This window comes from Serratia sp. NA_112.1 (genome assembly GCF_052691715.1).
In genome coordinates this window covers 436,694-453,940 of record NZ_JBQZFO010000001.1, presented here as the reverse complement: position 1 = coordinate 453,940, position 17,247 = coordinate 436,694, and the positions used below count along the sequence as shown (strand labels likewise).

The following is a 17,247-nucleotide window of genomic DNA, read 5'->3' as shown; positions in this document are numbered from 1 at the left end:
TGCCTCAGCCCCTTTCACTGGTATTCCACCTTCATGGTCGCCCCGGCGGAGAAAGCCCCGCCGCTCAACGTCGCCCCGGCCTGTTTGACCGGCACCGCCTCAAACGTTGGCAGATTAGGGTAGGTAAAATTCACCCAGGTGTTGATCGGCTGCCGATTGCCGTTGCGCAGCAGCGCCACCCCCAGAGCGTCCTTGTTGGTTTTCAGCACCTCGGCGTCAAAGCCGGCACCGGTCCCTTGAATTTGCAGTTTCATCGCGTTTTTCGGCGCGTTTTTACACTCCACCGAGTACACCACCGGCTGTTTCTTGTAGCTGCCGTCGATGCGGGTGGTCATGACGTCGTTGCCGAAACTCACTTCAATCAGGTTATTGTTGTTAATCACGCACGGCGGTGGCGCGACGATGGTCACCGTCACCTTGATGGTGGTGCTGGCCGCCTGTGCCAGCGGACCGTACAACGACACCAACATCACCAGCCCGCAGCCAGGCAAATACCGTTTTAACCTTGCTTTCATGCCCATTCCCTTAGTCATAGCTGAGCTGGAAATCCACCACCGCCGCATAGGCGCCGGGCAGCAACGGCGCACGGGTGCGCTCTGGTGTAATGCGGTAGTTCAGCGTGTTTTGCCCCACCGCCAGCGCCAACGGCGCGCCCCGGCTGCCGAGGCGGATATCCCTGCCGCGCTCATCACTCATGCGCAACGCCAGCCCGGAAGCGCCGTGCACCTTCACCAGTTCCGGGTTGTCGGCATCCGCCGGGGCGATAAAGCTGACCGATACCGCCGGCTGCTGGGCGCTCCACAGCAGGTTGCCGGTACGCTGATCCCGGTTGGCGGCCGGGCCGCGCAGGCAGTCGCGCAGTTGCAGCTGCACATTTACCGGCACGCCACGATCGCCCACCTTCGCCAGTTGCGCAGTAGCCGTATTGCCCAGTTGCACCGCCTGATACGCGCTTGCCATCTCCAGCCGGCAGGCGCTTTCGGTCAGTTCGCCGCGCACATGCAGCACGCCGTGGGCACCTTCCACCTGCCCGTTGTCCGCTGCCAGGGCTGACGGCATCAGCCACAGCATCGCGCAGACGCACAATGGCACCATCAGTGCCGCTGCGGTAATCACCAGGGCATATAACCATTCATAGCGGTGGTAACCGCCGCCGTTCCATCGCCGGGATGTTGTTCGCATCGCTTATCCACCTGTTGTGTCAGTGAGCCTTACTTGCTGCCCGCCACCGCCTGGCAGCTTGCACCGTTACAGTTAAAACTCAGTTGCGGGCGGCCGCCGTAGTCGTTGACGTAAGTCAGCACCGGCGCGTTACCCAACGCAGAGGCGGCGACCTTCAGTGGCGCACTGCCCTTGGGCGCTACCATCAGCGGTTCGAAGCCCGGTGCGCTGGCACCGCCTTTTTTGCTACTGGCGTCAACCAGCGTCACGTAATACGGCGTCGGGTTATTCACCTGGTAGCTGTCGCCCTGTTTGGTCAGGGTCAGTTTTTCCTGCCACGGCGCGCTGGCTTCCGGGTTGGCTATCGCAATCGCCTTCGGCCGGTAAAACAGCTTAATGCGGGTTTGCAGCGCCAGTTGCAGCGTATTCGGCTTGTCGCTCTTCGGCGGGATCTCGCGCAGGTTGAAGTAGAACAGCGTTTCGCGATCCTGCGGCAGCGTATTGGCGGCCGGCAACCCCTGCACCTTCACCTGGCTTTTGGCCCCCGGCTCCAGGCGTTGCACCGGCGGCAATACCGTCAATGGGCTGGTGATTTTTTTGCCGTTGGCGTCTTCGATCCAGCCCTGCGCCAGGTAAGGCAGCTGCTTGTTCTCGTTGCTGATGCTCATGCTCACCGACTTGTCGCCACCGCTGAAGATCACCCGGGTGCGGTCCAGCGCGATGGCGGCCGATGCCTGTTGGGCGCACAGCAGGCCCGCCAGGCCGCCGGCAATTAATGTCACTAGATTATTGGTTTTCATTGCTCTCTACTCTTTAACAGTGTTTAACGCCTTGCCGTTGGCCATCGGGCCGCAAGGCAGTAACAGATTGGTTAATTGGCTGGGCGACAGCGTCGGCGGCAGGGTAAAGCCGCACTGCGATGCGCCGCCCCAGCTCACGCTCATGGCTTCCCCGGCGTTGATGCCGCTCAGGTACACTTCGCCGTTGTCATTGATGATGCCCACCTCCTGCCGCTTGCCGTTGCGCACCGTGGCGCCAAACGGCGGGGCAGAACCGTCCGCCAGCCGCACTACCGCCATCGCTTTCTCGCCGGCGATCACCTCGAAGTGCCGGTAGCCGATGGCGCCTTCGGTCAGGGTGGCCTGCGCCACGCTCTGGCTGACTTCGGCGTTTTCCGGCAACGTGTTCAGATCGATACTGAACTGGTTGCGGTAGTAACTGCCGACGTCCACCACCACCGCTTTGCCGAAGGCGTTGGTCAGGGTCGGTGAGCTGTAACCGCGGATCGGGATCCCCGGCACGCCGTCGGTATCCAGCAACATGCGGGTGCCGCCACTGATGCTGCTGCGGTGCAACGCCGCCCCTTTCAGGGTGGCGGTCGCGCCGCCCTGCATCGACAGCCCCAGCGAGCTGTACTGCCCGGCCTGGTAGCTGGCGCTGGCGTTCACCTGGCTGAGATCGCCGCTGTGGCTGTAGTAGCCGCTGGCGGTCGCGCCGCTGCGCGCAGTGCCGGCGCTCACCTGGTAGGTGTCGCGCTCATTGAGCCGGTCGTAATACCCCACCTGATGGCTGTTATCGTTGCGGTTGTAACTGCCGCTATAGCTCAGCGAGCCGTTGCTGCCCCACGGCAGCGACAGCGACAGGTACATGCCGTCGTCGTTGGTGCCGTTATATTTATTGCGGTAACCGGTCAGCGACAGGCTGATATTCCGGAAGCGCCCCAGGTCGAAATAGCGCGACAGCGTCAGGTTGTAACGGTCATTCGCCGGTCTGTCCCAGTAGGTCTGGTGGTTGTAGTTGAGATAGGCACTCAACCCCAGATCGCGGAACTGCTGGTTAAAGGTGATGGTGTACATCTCCTTGCTGCTGTTGGTTCGCGTACCGTCGCGGCGCGCATCCAGGTATTCGCCCATCGACATATAGTTGCGCTCCGAGAAGCGGTAGCCGGCAAAGGTCACCTGGCTGTCGTAGTCGTCAAAGCGCTTGGAATAGCTCAGGCGGTATGAGCCGCCGCTCAACGTGCCCTGTTGCGGCAGGTTGGCGCGCGACTGGGTGGCGTCGAAAGACAGTGCGCCGAACATCATCAGGTCGCGCCCCACGCCCAGCGCCAGCGCGTTGTAATCGCCGCCCGCCACGCCGCCGCCGTACAGCGACCAGCCGTTGCTCACGCCCCAGGAAAACTCGCCGGTGCCGAACATCGGCCCGTCGCTGTGGTGCTCCCAGTCCGCCGGCCGACCGGCCGCCACTTTGTAACGTACCGAGCCGGGCCGGGTCAGGTACGGGATGCTGGCGGTGTCCATCTTGAACTCCTGCACGCTGCCGTCCTGCTCTTCCACCCGCACGTCCAGCTGGCCGCTGACCGCGTCGTTGATGTCCTGAATGCGGAACGGCCCCGCCGCCACCTGGGTCTCGTACAACACGCGCCCTTGCTGGCGAATAATCACCTTGGCGTTGCTGCGCGCCACCCCGGTCACCTCCGGTGCATAGCCGCGCAGGTTGGGCGGCAGCATGTTGTCGTCGGTCACCAGGCTGGCACCGGCAAAACGCACGCTGTCGAAGATGTCGGAGTTTAAATAGTCCTCGCCCATCGTCAGCCTGGCGCCCAGCTTCGGCAGTGCGCGGTAGGCGTAGTAACGGCTCCAGTCCCAACTGGTGCGGGTCGGCTCGCCCGAGCCGCCCTGGTGATCCAGCCGCGATTGCCAGTCGGCCCGCAGGCGCCAGGCCCCCAGGTTGCCGCCCAACGTGCCGTTGCCGCTGAGGTTATAGCTCTGTGTGCCCTGCTTTTGCTGGCGCTGGCTTTGCGCATTCAGGTTGTAATCAAACAGCACACCCGGGATCCCCTCGTCCCAGCGCGAAGGCGGGTCCCAGTTTTCTGCGGTATATTCCAGATACGCCTGCGGAATATTCAGGTACAGTGCCGCCGCGCCTAAATCGCCGCGCACGTCCATCCCCTCCAGGCTATGGGGATCCAGACACTGATTTTGGTGCCACCAGGTCAATTTGAGTAATGCCGATTCTTTTAACCCCAGTTGTTCAACCAACTGCGGGGTGATGCAGGCTTCACTGCCTTTGGCATCGTCGTCCGGCGGGTAATACGCCACCGGCTGATCGGTTAATGTCTGTTTATTAATATGCACGGCAAACAGATAATCGCCGGGCATAATAAAGTTGCCGCGAGAAAACTGTTCCAGGTCAATATTGGCGCGGTCCGTCACATCCAGTACGTCAGTATTGAATTCAATATCAGCAGCTGCGGCGCAGGCAGCATTCCCCGCCAGAATAAAGGCGATCAACAGCCCCAAAATTCGCGGTCGTATTTTCCCTATACAGCCATATGACGGAGTAGTTGACATCCGCAGACCCTTATCAATAATTATTTAATTCGCAGTTACCGCATTCAGGCAGGTTTAGTAATAATCCATTTTAAAGCGCACGGTGGAATAATAACTCCCGGCCTTCATTGCCTGATTATTTCCCATCAACCGCAGGCCATAATTAAATGCCATGGTGCCGGGTTGAATTTCATTTTTTTCCATAGGTATACCCGGTGTGGCGACATTCCCTCGCGTATCGGATATTTGCAGAGCAATGCCTTTTGCGTTGCCATCAACACCAAATAACCCGGCATCTTCTCTGCCGTCAAAGGTCACGGTAAAATATCGCCAGTCATCCAGCGCAGGGTTGAATTTCTCTAACGTGCAATTCACCAGTTTAATAGTAAACTCATGCAACTCGCCCTGGCCGTCACGAATAATCTGGCTGACGGGCAATGTCGCCATAGTAATAGTTTGGTCTACACTTTCGGTATCAATGGCGCAGGCGGAGGCGATAATCCTGCCATTCAGGGTAACCTCGCCACGCCCCTGATTGGCAGAGTGCACCAAAGAGGAACACAGCAACAGATTAACGAACACCGCACTGTGCAATATCCTTTTGCCATGCTGTAAATGCATACCCTCTCCCCACATAACACGTTAATATACCCGTCATACTTCAAGTTGCAGGTGTGTTGGCTGCCTTTACTCACCCGAATCACTTACTTGAGTAAGCTCATCGGGATTCGCTCAGTTGCCGCCTTCCTGCAACTCGAACTATTTAGGGTATAAGCAGCATGCGGGTAGCCCCGCATGCAATTAACTGTGCGAATTAATCGCCGTGGGCTTATTGGTACGCCAGGGTAAAGTCAGCAACAGAGTTGAATTCGCCCGGGGTGATGGCAGCCGATGCGCCGTCGCCCTGCAGGTGTGCGCTGAAGCGCAGGGTAGCCTGGCCGTCTTCAATTTTTTGCGCCTTGCTGGCTTTGGTCAACGGCAGCAGTTTACCGTCGAGGTCGTTGATGGCGATGCTGGCACCGCGTGCAGTACCTTTCATTGCCAACAGGCCAGGCGCTGCTTCAGACTCGGTACCGCTGAAAGTGGTGGTCACGTCTTTAGCCGTTTGCACATCACAACCGACCAGCTTGATCAGGATATCCTGCGGCACAGACTTGCCACCGTTTTTCAGCTGTGCAGAGGCGATAGCGCCCAGCTTCACGGTCTGATCCAGGCTACCTGGTTCGATAGAGCAAGGTGCATCAATGATAGAACCTTTAAAGGTCACGGTACCGGAACCCTGGTTTGCGGCGTTAGCCATAGAGATAGTGCCCAGAGTCATTACGGCTGCCAGCATGATTTTGTTCAGTTTCATTGTGTTAATTCCATATATACAATTAGTTTAATAAAGAAAGAGTCCTTGTGCTTACGCAGCCACTCTTTATTTGTTCACGTTCACCACTACAGAGAATCTTGCTATCCCCCTGTTTTGGCGATGTGAAAATGATACCCCCGCCAGAAACCAAACAGCAAAATAAACTAAATAATTTAATATTTACAATATTAAAACCTACAAAAATGCTATTAATTATATTTTTGCACTGAAAATTATCAAGATAATGGAAGTAACCAGATTATTGAACCAGCATAAAAACAGTAAATTATCACCCTTGGAAAAATCTTATGACTTAAATAAGATTTTTCTTGAAAATCAAGTCATCTTCGTTAGGATGTTGGCTAACAACAACACCTGCCAATCCACATAAAACTTATAAATATGAAATACATAATAAATAAAATCGTTGTTTTTAACTCTGAAGAACTGACATTGTTTCTTTATGAGAACAACCAGGTTGTCACCAGACTGACTAAACCGGCAAGCCGGTTATTGCTGGAACTCATACAGAACAACAAGAAAAACATTACCCGGGATGATCTCCTGGAAAGGGTATGGACCACCTATGGTTTCACCGCTTCCAATGCCGGATTAAATAATTACATTAGCGAACTGCGTAAGGCATTCGCACTTTTGGGGCTAGTGAATGAAATTATCGTGACCATTCCTAAACTGGGGTTTCGCTTTGAAGCCGATATTGTTCTTGCAGAAGCCATGTTGCTGCCCTCAGAACCGATGGACAATCAGGGAGACAGCCCCAATAACGAAGTAGAAGTAGAAGTAGAAGTAGAAGTAGAAGTAGAAGTAGAAGTAGAAGAAAAAATGATTGAAAAAGAGGGTTCAAAAAAACGCTTTTACCTTCGCTCATTTACAAAAAGCAAAAAAATCACCGTCTTTATAGTGCTGGCCGTGGGGGCATTACTGATAGCAATACTGATATCCAGGTATAAAGAACACCATAATTACGCCCCCTACACTAAGGTGTCTGAGCTGGGTAACTGTGATATTTACGTTATTGGCCATGCTGAAACAGATGCTAGCCATACACAAAAAGTAATAGACGTGCTAAATGATAAAAATATTGATTGCGCAAGCAGTGAGAAGGACGTTTATTACTCAGAAGACAGATTTGATAGAAAATTACAAAGAGCTGAGCTGATTTCAGTTTGCAGTAAAAACAACGAAAACCATTATGATAATTGCTTAAACCTTAAAATACAGAGAGACGTATTAAAATGAAAAAGATGCTCATAGCCTTTAATGCTATTCTGTTTTTAGTATTTTTTTCATCATCTATTCGCGCCGATGAATTGTTTAAGTGCGCATCACAATACCAAATGCTGATAGAAAGAGATAACGACTTCACCTCATTTATTGGACGGGTGAATTTTTTTCTAACAGATGATACGGAAGGCTTTTTCAACATCATTGGTACGGTTAAAACGAGAGAACATAGCTACTGGCTCTCCAGAAGTAGCTACTTCTCGCTTTCGCCTAATGAAACCAATAAGGTTAAAACCGTGAAAATAACTAAAGTAGTCAAACACTCCATAGACACGACCCCAGAAGACATCTGGTCAAGGGATATCTTGATCGACTCACCTGGCGTTGATTTTCATATAGAAATAGCGCACTTGAAAGATAATGCGATTTTGATAAAAACCATTAATACCCCGCATCTTATTTGTGCAAAAAAATAATAATTCCTGCCAATGAAATAAATTATCACGGGTTATCATCAGGGTAACCCGCCGCTTTTCTCACTTCAGCGGCAAATTACCCGGGCGATATCTTTTGAATTATTCAAGGTGCGCACTTCGCCGAACAGGTCGGTGGCCTCGGCATACTCTTTGCGTAAATACCCCAGCCACTGCTTGATACGCGCCACGTGATAAAGGCCAGTGTCGCCCTGCTTTTCCAGATGAACGTATTTTTGCAGCAGCTGCACCACCTGCGGCCACGGCATGCGCGGTTCGTTGTACTTCACTACCCGGCTCAGGTTCGGCACGTTAAGCGCGCCGCGCCCCAGCATCACCGCATCACAGCCAGTGGTTTGCAAGCAATCTTGCGCGCTTTGATAGTCCCAGATTTCGCCGTTGGCGATCACCGGAATGGTCAGCCGCTTGCGGATCTCGCCAATAGCCGCCCAGTTGATGCGCTCGGCCTTGTAGCCGTCCTCTTTGGTACGGCCATGCACCGCCAGTTCAGTGGCGCCCGCCTGCTGGACCGCGTCGGCAATTTCGAAACTGCGGCTGTCGCTGTCCCAACCTAACCGGACTTTTACCGTCACCGGCAGATGATCCGGCACCGCCGCACGCATCGCTTTGGCCCCCTGATAAATCAGCTCCGGATCCTTGAGCAGCGTCGCTCCACCGCCGCTACCGTTAACCAGCTTGGACGGGCAACCGCAGTTGAGATCGACGCCATAGGACCCGAGTTCAACCGCACGGGCGGCGTTTTCCGCCAGCCACTGCGGATATTGGCCCAGCAATTGGATGCGCACCAGGGTGCCGGACGGCGTGCGGCTGGCATGATGCAGTTCGGGGCACAGACGATAGAAAGACTTGGCGGGTAACAGCTGATCGACCACGCGCAGGAATTCGGTGATGCACAGGTCGTAGTCGTTCACTTCGGTGAGCAACTCACGCACCAAAGAATCGAGAACGCCCTCCATCGGAGCCAATAATACGCGCATGATTACCCCTGCTAAAAAAGACGCGCAATGATACGGGCGAATGCCGGTATCAGACAAGCGTCCAGGGGAATAAAAGCCGGCTAGCTCAAACGGCGTATCGGTTCATTGGCAAGAAACGCCTCGATGTCCTCAATCGCCTCGCGGAAGTAGATACGGTAGTTGTCATCGGCCACGTAACCCAGGTGCGGCGTCGCCAGCACGTTGGGCAAGCGGCGGAAGATATCGTCGGGCGGCAGAGGCTCGACTTCGAACACATCCAGCCCGGCCCCGGCGATCCTTTGTTGTTGCAGGGCTTCTATCAATGCCGCCTGATCGACAATCGCCGCGCGCGAGGTGTTGATCAGATACGCGGAAGGCTTCATCGCGGCCAGTTCATCGCGCCCCACCAGCCCGCGGCTGCGTTCGCTCAGCACCACATGGACGGAGACAAAATCGCTCTGCTCAAACAGCGCCCGTTTCGACTCGGCAAGCGCAACGCCCTGCTGCCCGGCTCTTTCCGCCGTCAGGTTCTGGCTCCAGGCCAACACCCGCATGCCGAACGCCTGCGCCACCTTGGCCATCTGGCTGCCAATCTTGCCCAGCCCCAGCAGGCCCAGCGTTTTGCCTTGCAGGGTGACGCCAAGCGCCTGTTGCCAGGGGCCGTTATTGCGCAGCCCGGTGTTTTCCGCCACCGTGTGCTTTGCCAACCCCAGCAACAGCGCCCAGGTCAGCTCCATCGGCGCGGCCGAACCGCTGGCGGTGCCGCAAACCACAATGCCACGCTGTTCGGCGGCGGCCAGATCGATAGAGGCATTGCGCATACCGGAGGTGATCAGCAGTTTTAACTTCGGCAAACGGGCCAGCAGCGTGGCGGTGATCGGCGTGCGCTCGCGCATGATCACCAGCATGTCGCAGTCTTGCAGGTGCACCGCCAGTTCCGCCTCATCGGTAAAGTGCTGGCTCATGGCGAACACCTCGACCCGCCCGGCTAGCGTCGACCAGTCCGCCATGGTGAGCGCCACCTGCTGATAATCATCAAGAATTGCGCACTTCAGTTTCATCACCGGCTCCAGATAAATTGAGTTACCCCGTCTATCCTAGTACGAAAATTCACTTCCGCCAGACATAAAAAAAGCCACCTATAAAGGTGGCCTGATAGCGTCTTGCAACAGGCGATATTATTCGCCCGGTTTGCGGCTGCGCGGACGGCGTGCCGGAGCACCTGAACGCGGTTTGCCATCACTCTGAGGGCGAGCACTACCGCCGCCACGGTTTTCACGTTGGCCGCTATGGCCACCGCCGTTACCGCTGCGTTGACCGCCGCCGTTGCCGCGTCCGCCACCCTGACGACCGTTGATGATCGGCTCCGCCTTGATGCTTGGGTCCGGCTCGTAGCCTGGCAGGGCAATACGCGGGATTTCACGTTTGAGCAGGCGCTCGATGTCGCGCAGCAGTTTGTGTTCATCCACGCAGACCAACGAGATAGCCTCACCGGTACGCTCTGCACGGCCGGTACGGCCGATGCGGTGCACGTAATCTTCCGGCACGTTAGGCAGCTCGTAGTTCACCACGTGTGGCAGTTGGTCGATGTCCAGACCGCGCGCCGCGATATCGGTTGCCACCAGCACGCGAATTTTACCGTCTTTAAAATCGGCCAATGCACGGGTACGTGCGCCCTGGCTTTTATTACCGTGGATCGCTGCGGCAGTGATGCCGTCTTTGTTCAGCTGCTCGGCCAGGTGGTTAGCGCCGTGCTTGGTGCGGTTGAACACCAATACTTGCTTCCAGTCACCTTCACCGATCATCTGCGACAGCAGTTCCCGCTTACGCTTCTTGTCGACGAAGTGCACGCTTTGTTCGATCTGCTCGGACGCGGTGTTGCGGCGCGCCACTTCCACCGATGCCGGGTTGTGCAGCAGCTTGTTCGCCAACGCTTTGATATCGTCGGAGAAGGTCGCTGAGAACAGCAGGTTCTGACGCTTGGCAGGCAGCTTGGCCAGCACGCGGCGGATATCATGGATAAAGCCCATATCCAGCATGCGGTCAGCTTCGTCCAGCACCAGAATTTCAATTTTGGACAGATCAACCGCGTTCTGGTGTTCCAGATCCAGCAGGCGACCCGGTGTTGCCACCAGAATGTCGACGCCGCCGCGCAGTTTCATCATCTGCGGGTTGATGCTCACGCCGCCAAACACCACCAGCGAACGCAGGCGCAGGTGTTTGCTGTAAGCTTCGACGTTTTCGCCGATCTGCGCCGCCAGTTCACGGGTTGGCGTCAGGATCAACGCACGTACCGGGCGACGGCCTTTGATCGGATGATCATGCTTACTCAGCAGCTGTAACAGCGGCAGGGTAAAGCCAGCGGTTTTACCGGTACCGGTCTGGGCGCTGGCCATCAGGTCACGACCTTCCAATACGACAGGAATAGCCTGGCGCTGAATTGGCGTAGGTTCGCGATAGCCCTGTTCTTCAACAGCGCGCAGAATTTCAGCACTTAAGCCGAGGGTTTCAAATGACATAAAGAGAAAAACTCCAGATCCCCCCTAACCTAACAGTGTTCGGTGCAGTTTCCTGGGAGGATTATCAGACGGGACATTTTGCATGACCACGAGGGATTGGCACAAACTGCAGTGCACCAAGCGGGCGAGTGTAGCAGAAGTCGAACAAGAAAAGGCAAATTAAGTGACTCAGAGCACAATATGCCGAAAATTCAGCCGAATCCGAAAAGGTACCCTTAAATAAACCGCGGTTACTGATTGCATTTCGTGCAATCTGACATAAAGTTAATCATATGATTGATTAGCTTTTGCGAGCGCCATCAATGCCAAATAATCAGACTGCCGGCCGGGCACGGGGTGAGCAAGCGCGTCAGCAGTTGATTGCCGCCGCCATCGAAATGTTCGGTGAATACGGTATTCAGGGTGCCACCACCCGCGATATTGCCCAGCGCGCCGGGCACAATATCGCCGCCATCACCTACTACTTCAATTCCAAAGAGGGCCTGTATCTGGCAGTCGCCCAGTGGATTGCCGATTTTATCCAGCAGGCGTTTCGCCCACTGGCCGAAGAGATTGACCGCTTCTGGCAATGCCCCGAAGTTGAACGTCTGCCGGAACACTACCTCGAACACCTGAAACGCGGCCTGCTGGCGTTCAGCGACCTGATGACCCAACCGCAGACGCTGAACCTGAGCAAAATCATGTCGCGCGAGCAGCTCTCCCCCACCGATGCTTACCCGTTGATCCACCAGCAGGTGGTGGCACCGCTGCATAACAAGCTTTGCCGCCTGTTGGCGGCCTACACCGGCATCGATCCGCATTCGACCAAAATTGTGCTGCATACCCACGCGCTGATCGGCGAAGTGCTGTCGTTTCGCATCGCGCGGGAAACCGTGCGTCGGCAGGCTGGCTGGCAGCAGATAGGTGCGGCCGAAGCGGCGCAAATCAGCGATGTGCTGGCGGAACACATAGATCTTCTGGTTAATGGGCTGCGCCAGCGTTATGGCGCGTAAACCCTGCGTATTTCAAGCTACGGCGTTGTTGACTTCGTGCACTCCCCCCAGTCACTTACTTGAGCAAGCTCCTGGGGACTCACGCACTTGTCGCCTAGCCGTAACGTGAAATTCATTGGGTTTAATCTTTATAGGCAGGAGTGTTATGAACAAGAAACGCAGTGCCCTCATTGTGGCGACTATCGTGCTGATCGCCGCGGCCGGTTACGGCTTTTGGTATTACCAACAGCAACAAGACCAGCCGCTGACGCTGTACGGTAACGTGGATATTCGCACGGTGAATTTGGGCTTCCGCGTCGATGGACGGTTGGCGTCGCTGACGGTGGATGAAGGCGATATCCTGCAACCGGGACAATTGCTCGGCAAACTGGACGACGCTCCTTATCTCAACGCGCTACAGCAGGCGCAGGCTAACGTCGGTAGCGCCAAAGCCAAGCTGGCGCTGCTGATGGCCGGTTACCGCGCAGAAGAAATTGCCCAGGTACGTTCGGAAATGGCGCAACGCCTGTCCGCCTTTAGCTATGCCGAAAGTTTCCTCAAGCGCCAACAGGGCCTGTGGGCAAAGAATGCCACCTCTGCCGACGCACTGGAAGATGCCCGCACCTCACGCAATCAGGCGCAGGCCAACCTGCAGGCCTCGAAAGACAAGCTGTCACAATACCTCAGCGGCAACCGCCCGCAGGAGATAGAAGAAGCCAAAGCCAATCTGGCGCAAAATGAAGCCGCACTGGCTCAGGCACAGCTTAACTTGCACGACACCAGCCTGGTTTCCCCGTCCGCCGGCACGGTGCTGACGCGTGCGGTCGAGCCGGGCACCATGCTCAGCGCCGGTGGCACGGTGTTTACGCTTTCGCTGACTCGCCCGGTGTGGGTGCGCGCCTACGTGAACGAATCCAGCCTGGGTAAAGCTGTGCCGGGTGCCGAACTGGAAATTTATACCGATGGCAGGCCGAACAAGCCTTACCATGGCAAAATCGGCTTTGTGTCGCCGACCGCCGAATTTACGCCGAAAAGCGTCGAAACCCCGGACCTGCGCACCGATTTGGTGTACCGCCTGCGAGTGATCGTCACCGACGCCGATGACGCGTTGCGCCAGGGCATGCCGGTCACCGTTCGTTTTGCCAAACCTTGAGGGCCGGTGATGGAACAGGTCATTGAACTGGAGGCGTTGGAAAAACGTTTCCCGTCGTTGGCAAAACCGGCGGTCGCCAGCCTGACCACCCGGCTGACCAGCGGCGCGGTCACCGGGCTGGTTGGCCCGGACGGCGCCGGCAAAACCACGCTGCTGCGCATGCTGGCCGGGTTGTTGAAACCCAGTAGCGGTACGCTGCGCGTCGCCGGGTTGGATCCGATCGCGCAAGATCGTCAACTGCACGCCATCCTTGGCTACATGCCGCAAAAGTTCGGGCTGTATGAAGATCTGACGGTCATGGAAAACCTGACGTTGTATGCCGATCTGCGCGGGGTCACCGGCGATCTGCGCAAACAAACCTTCGAGCGGCTGCTGACCTTCACCGATCTCACTCGCTTTACCACCCGCCTCGCGGGCAAGCTTTCCGGCGGCATGAAGCAAAAGCTCGGGCTGGCCTGCACGCTGGTGGGCCAACCGCAGGTGCTGTTGCTCGATGAGCCCGGCGTCGGCGTCGATCCGATCTCGCGCCGCGAACTGTGGCGCATGGTGCATGAGCTGGCCAACGACGGCATGCTGATACTGTGGAGCACCTCCTATCTTGACGAGGCCGAGCAGTGCCGTGAAGTGCTGCTGCTTAACGAAGGGGAGCTGCTGTTCAGCGGTGCGCCGAAAGATCTTACCCAGAGAATGGCCGGGCGCACGGTGCTGATCGCGCCACCGGCCGGTAGCCACCGCGCCCTGCTGCAACGGGCAATCTGCCTGCCGTCGGTCACCGACTGCGCTCTCCAGGGGAAATACCTGCGGCTGATCCTCAAGCAAGGCGAAGACCATCGGCAGGTAATGCAGCAATTGGATCTGCCGGATGCCGAATTGAGCGAAGCGGATCCTCGCTTTGAAGATGCTTTTATCGACCTGCTCGGCGGCGGGCCAAACAGTAAATCGGCGCTGGCGGAGATCATGCCGACCGTCGAGGGTGAAAGCTCGCAAACGGTGATTGAAGCGCAGGGGTTGACCAAGAAATTCGGCGATTTCGCCGCCACCGATCACGTGGACTTCAAAGTGCAGCGCGGGGAAATTTTCGGCCTGCTCGGCCCGAACGGTGCCGGTAAGTCCACCACCTTTAAAATGATGTGCGGGTTGCTGGTACCCACCGAAGGCAAGGCGCTGGTGCTGGGGATGGATCTGAAAACCAGCTCCGGCAAGGCGCGCCAGCGTCTGGGCTATATGGCGCAGAAATTCTCGCTGTACGGCAACCTGACGGTGGCGCAGAACCTGAAGTTTTTCTCCGGCGTTTATGGCCTGAGCGGCAAGGCGCAGCGCGATAAAATCAGCGAGATGTCCAACGCCTTCAACTTTGGCCCAATCCTCAGCCAAACGCCGGACTCGCTGCCACTGGGCTTCAAACAGCGGCTGGCGCTGGCCTGCGCCCTGATGCACGAGCCGGATATTCTGTTTCTCGACGAACCGACCTCGGGCGTCGATCCACTGACCCGGCGCGAGTTCTGGTTGCACATCAACGGCATGGTGGATAAAGGCGTGACGGTAATGGTCACCACCCACTTTATGGATGAGGCGGAATACTGCGACCGCATCGGGCTGGTGTATCGCGGCAAGATTATCAAAGCTGGCACGCCGGACGAGCTCAAGCACCAGGTCGCCAGCAGCGATAACCCCAACCCATCTATGGAACAGGCGTTTATCGAACTGGTGCAGAGTTACGATCAGGAGGAGCAGCCATGAGCGAAAAAATAGCCACCCGCGACGACAGTGGTTTTTCCTGGCGGCGGTTGCGCGCACTGTGCCTGAAAGAGACGCGGCAAATCCTGCGCGATCCGAGCAGCGGGCTGATCGCCTTTGTCATTCCACTGATGCTGCTGTTTATCTTTGGCTACGGCATCAATCTGGACTCCAGCAAGCTGCGGCTGGGCATCCTGATGGAACAACAGAGCGAAGAGGCGCGTGATTTGGCCAATGCTTTTGCTGGTTCGCCCTATATCGAACCAACCATCAGCGACAACCGTCAGCAGCTGATCCAACTGATGCAGGCCGGACGCATTCGCGGGCTGGTGGTGATCCCCAACGATTTTGCCCAACGTATGGCGCGGCCGCACGACAGCGCACCGATTCAAATTATTACCGACGGCAGCGAGCCAAACACCGCCAACTTTGTTCAGGGCTATACCCAGGGGGTATGGCAAGTCTGGCAGCAGCAACGCGCCACCGATCGCGGACACGAGGAAAAACCCTTAATCGACGTGCAAATGCGCTATTGGTTCAACCCGGCGGCCATCAGCCGACACTACATCATTCCTGGTGCCATCACCATTATCATGACGGTGATCGGCGCTATCCTCACCTCCCTGGTAATTGCCCGCGAGTGGGAACGCGGCACCATGGAGGCACTGCTTTCCACCCAGGTAACACGCGCCGAGCTGCTGCTGTCCAAACTGGTGCCCTACTATTTCCTCGGCATGATCGCCATGGTGTTGTGCATGGCAGTGTCGGTGTGGGTACTCGGCGTGCCCTATCGCGGTTCGCTGCTGATTTTATTCGTCATTAGCAGCCTGTTCCTGGCCAGTACGCTCGGCATGGGGCTGCTGATTTCCACCATTACCCGCAACCAGTTCAACGCGGCGATGGTGGCGCTGAACGCCGCCTTTCTGCCATCGATCATGCTGTCCGGTTTTATCTTCCAGATCGACAGCATGCCGGCCATCGTGCGCGCCGTAACCTATATCATTCCGGCACGCTATTTCGTCAGCACGCTGCAAACGCTGTTCCTGGCGGGCAATATCGGCACGGTGCTGATGATTAACCTGCTGTTCCTGATCGCTTCGGCGGTGGTGTTTATCGGCCTGACGGCCTGGAAAACCCAGCGGCGGCTGGATTAAGAGGAAAGACGATGTTTCACCGTCTCTGGACGTTAATCATAAAAGAAATGCAGTCGCTGCTGCGCGATCCGCAGACCCGTGCCATCCTGATTATGCCGGTTATCCTGCAGGTGCTGCTGTTCCCGTTCGCCGCCACGCTGGAGGTGACCAACGCCACCATCGCGGTCTACAGCGAAGACAGCGGCCACGCCTCGGTCGAACTGACCCAGCGCTTTGCCAAAGCGAAAGCCTTCTCGCATGTGCTGCTGTTGCGCAGCCCGCAAGAAATACAAACCACCATCGACAACCAAAAAGCGCTGCTGGTGATCCGCTTCCCGGCCCAGTTCTCGCGTGATATCGCGAGCGGCAATACGGCCCCGCTGCAACTGTTGCTCGACGGACGCAACTCCAACAGCGCACAAATCGCCGCCAACTATGTGCAGCAAATTGTGCAGGACTATCAAAATGAGCTGATCGGTAACCGTGCCAAACCCAACAACAGCGAACTGGTGGTGCGCAACTGGTATAACCCGAATCTGGATTACAAATGGTTCGTGGTGCCGTCGCTGATCGCCATGATCACCACCATCGGCGTGTTGATTGTCACCGCGTTGTCGGTAGCGCGTGAACGCGAACAGGGTACGCTGGAGCAACTGCTGGTGTCACCGTTGACCACCTGGCAGATTTTTATCGGTAAAGCGGTTCCGGCGCTGATTGTCGCCACTTTCCAGGCCAGCGTCGTGTTGCTGATCGGTATCTTTATCTATCAGATCCCATTCGCCGGTTCGCTGCTGCTGTTCTACGGCACCATGCTAATTTACGGATTGTCTTTGGTGGGGTTCGGCCTGCTGATTTCGTCGCTGTGCGCCACCCAGCAGCAGGCGTTTATCGGCGTATTCGTATTTATGATGCCGGCGATCCTGCTTTCCGGTTATGTCTCGCCGGTGGAGAACATGCCGGTGTGGCTGCAAAACCTCACCTGGGCCAATCCCATTCGCCACTTCACCGACATCACCAAACAGATCTACCTGAAGGACGCCAGTTTCAGCATCATCTGGCATAGCCTGTGGCCGCTACTGGCGATCACCGCCACCACCGGCAGCGCCGCTTACGCCATGTTCCGCCGCAAAATTGCATAAAAAAAGGGGTTCAGTACATTTGAACTGAACCCCCATTGTCTAACACTGAGTTT

At 56.5% G+C, this 17,247-nt stretch carries 16 protein-coding genes; 7 read left to right on the top strand and 9 right to left on the bottom strand.

Annotated elements, in window-relative coordinates; all coding sequences use genetic code 11:
• Positions 1–14: 14 nt before the first annotated feature.
• The 6 genes from ACUTQ5_RS02270 to ACUTQ5_RS02245 all read right to left on the bottom strand — a co-directional run bounded on the left by ACUTQ5_RS02270 (position 15) and on the right by ACUTQ5_RS02245 (position 5,847).
• Positions 15–515 carry a fimbrial protein gene (locus tag ACUTQ5_RS02270; RefSeq protein WP_445649893.1) on the bottom strand — a complete coding sequence of 167 codons (501 nt, stop codon included), beginning with the start codon at positions 513–515 and terminating at the stop codon, positions 15–17.
• Between the two features lie 10 nt (positions 516–525).
• Entirely contained in the window at positions 526–1,182 is a 657-nt protein-coding gene (locus ACUTQ5_RS02265) for a fimbrial protein (protein WP_445649892.1), read from the bottom strand.
• Positions 1,183–1,211: 29 nt separating this feature from the next.
• Positions 1,212–1,961 carry a fimbria/pilus periplasmic chaperone gene (locus ACUTQ5_RS02260; protein WP_445649891.1) on the bottom strand — a complete coding sequence of 250 codons (750 nt, stop codon included), beginning with the start codon at positions 1,959–1,961 and terminating at the stop codon, positions 1,212–1,214.
• A 6-nt stretch (positions 1,962–1,967) separates the two neighbouring features.
• Positions 1,968–4,514, bottom strand: coding sequence for an outer membrane usher protein (locus ACUTQ5_RS02255; protein ID WP_445649890.1), 2,547 nt, complete (start codon positions 4,512–4,514; stop codon positions 1,968–1,970).
• Between the two features lie 54 nt (positions 4,515–4,568).
• Positions 4,569–5,114: a fimbrial protein gene (locus ACUTQ5_RS02250; protein WP_445649889.1), complete on the bottom strand. Its 546-nt coding sequence runs from the start codon at positions 5,112–5,114 to the stop codon at positions 4,569–4,571.
• A 208-nt stretch (positions 5,115–5,322) separates the two neighbouring features.
• Positions 5,323–5,847, bottom strand: a complete 525-nt coding sequence (locus ACUTQ5_RS02245) for a fimbrial protein (RefSeq protein WP_445649888.1) — start codon at positions 5,845–5,847, stop codon at positions 5,323–5,325.
• 402 nt (positions 5,848–6,249) lie between these two features.
• Between ACUTQ5_RS02245 and ACUTQ5_RS02240 the strand changes: the two genes are divergently transcribed.
• Both ACUTQ5_RS02240 and ACUTQ5_RS02235 read left to right on the top strand, forming a co-directional pair.
• Complete coding sequence (locus tag ACUTQ5_RS02240) at positions 6,250–7,107, top strand: winged helix-turn-helix domain-containing protein (protein WP_445649887.1); 858 nt, start codon at positions 6,250–6,252, stop codon at positions 7,105–7,107.
• A complete protein-coding gene (locus ACUTQ5_RS02235; protein WP_445649886.1) occupies positions 7,104–7,568 on the top strand; it encodes a FidL-like protein in 465 nt (154 codons plus the stop codon). Before ACUTQ5_RS02240 ends, ACUTQ5_RS02235 begins: the two co-directional genes overlap by 4 nt.
• Before the next feature lie 65 nt (positions 7,569–7,633).
• Here ACUTQ5_RS02235 and dusC read toward each other — a convergent pair whose 3' ends face one another.
• The 3 genes from dusC to rhlE all read right to left on the bottom strand — a co-directional run bounded on the left by dusC (position 7,634) and on the right by rhlE (position 11,061).
• On the bottom strand, positions 7,634–8,563 hold the full coding sequence (dusC, locus tag ACUTQ5_RS02230) for a tRNA dihydrouridine(16) synthase DusC (protein ID WP_445649885.1): 930 nt from the start codon (positions 8,561–8,563) through the stop codon (positions 7,634–7,636).
• Between the two features lie 80 nt (positions 8,564–8,643).
• Positions 8,644–9,603, bottom strand: coding sequence for a D-2-hydroxyacid dehydrogenase family protein (locus ACUTQ5_RS02225; RefSeq protein WP_445649884.1), 960 nt, complete (start codon positions 9,601–9,603; stop codon positions 8,644–8,646).
• A 117-nt stretch (positions 9,604–9,720) separates the two neighbouring features.
• Positions 9,721–11,061, bottom strand: coding sequence for an ATP-dependent RNA helicase RhlE (rhlE, locus tag ACUTQ5_RS02220; RefSeq protein ID WP_445649883.1), 1,341 nt, complete (start codon positions 11,059–11,061; stop codon positions 9,721–9,723).
• Positions 11,062–11,363: 302 nt separating this feature from the next.
• Here rhlE and cecR point away from each other — a divergent pair, with 302 nt between their 5' ends.
• From cecR to ACUTQ5_RS02195, 5 genes are all read left to right on the top strand, one after another.
• Complete coding sequence (cecR, locus tag ACUTQ5_RS02215; protein ID WP_445649882.1) at positions 11,364–12,053, top strand: transcriptional regulator CecR; 690 nt, start codon at positions 11,364–11,366, stop codon at positions 12,051–12,053.
• A 145-nt stretch (positions 12,054–12,198) separates the two neighbouring features.
• Entirely contained in the window at positions 12,199–13,185 is a 987-nt protein-coding gene (gene hlyD / locus ACUTQ5_RS02210; RefSeq protein ID WP_445649881.1) for a secretion protein HlyD, read from the top strand.
• A gap of 9 nt (positions 13,186–13,194) precedes the next feature.
• Entirely contained in the window at positions 13,195–14,925 is a 1,731-nt protein-coding gene (locus tag ACUTQ5_RS02205; protein WP_445649880.1) for an ATP-binding cassette domain-containing protein, read from the top strand.
• Entirely contained in the window at positions 14,922–16,076 is a 1,155-nt protein-coding gene (locus tag ACUTQ5_RS02200; RefSeq protein WP_261412655.1) for an ABC transporter permease, read from the top strand. The genes ACUTQ5_RS02205 and ACUTQ5_RS02200 overlap by 4 nt, the downstream gene beginning before the upstream one ends.
• Before the next feature lie 11 nt (positions 16,077–16,087).
• Complete coding sequence (locus ACUTQ5_RS02195) at positions 16,088–17,194, top strand: ABC transporter permease (RefSeq protein WP_445649879.1); 1,107 nt, start codon at positions 16,088–16,090, stop codon at positions 17,192–17,194.
• Positions 17,195–17,247: the final 53 nt, after the last annotated feature.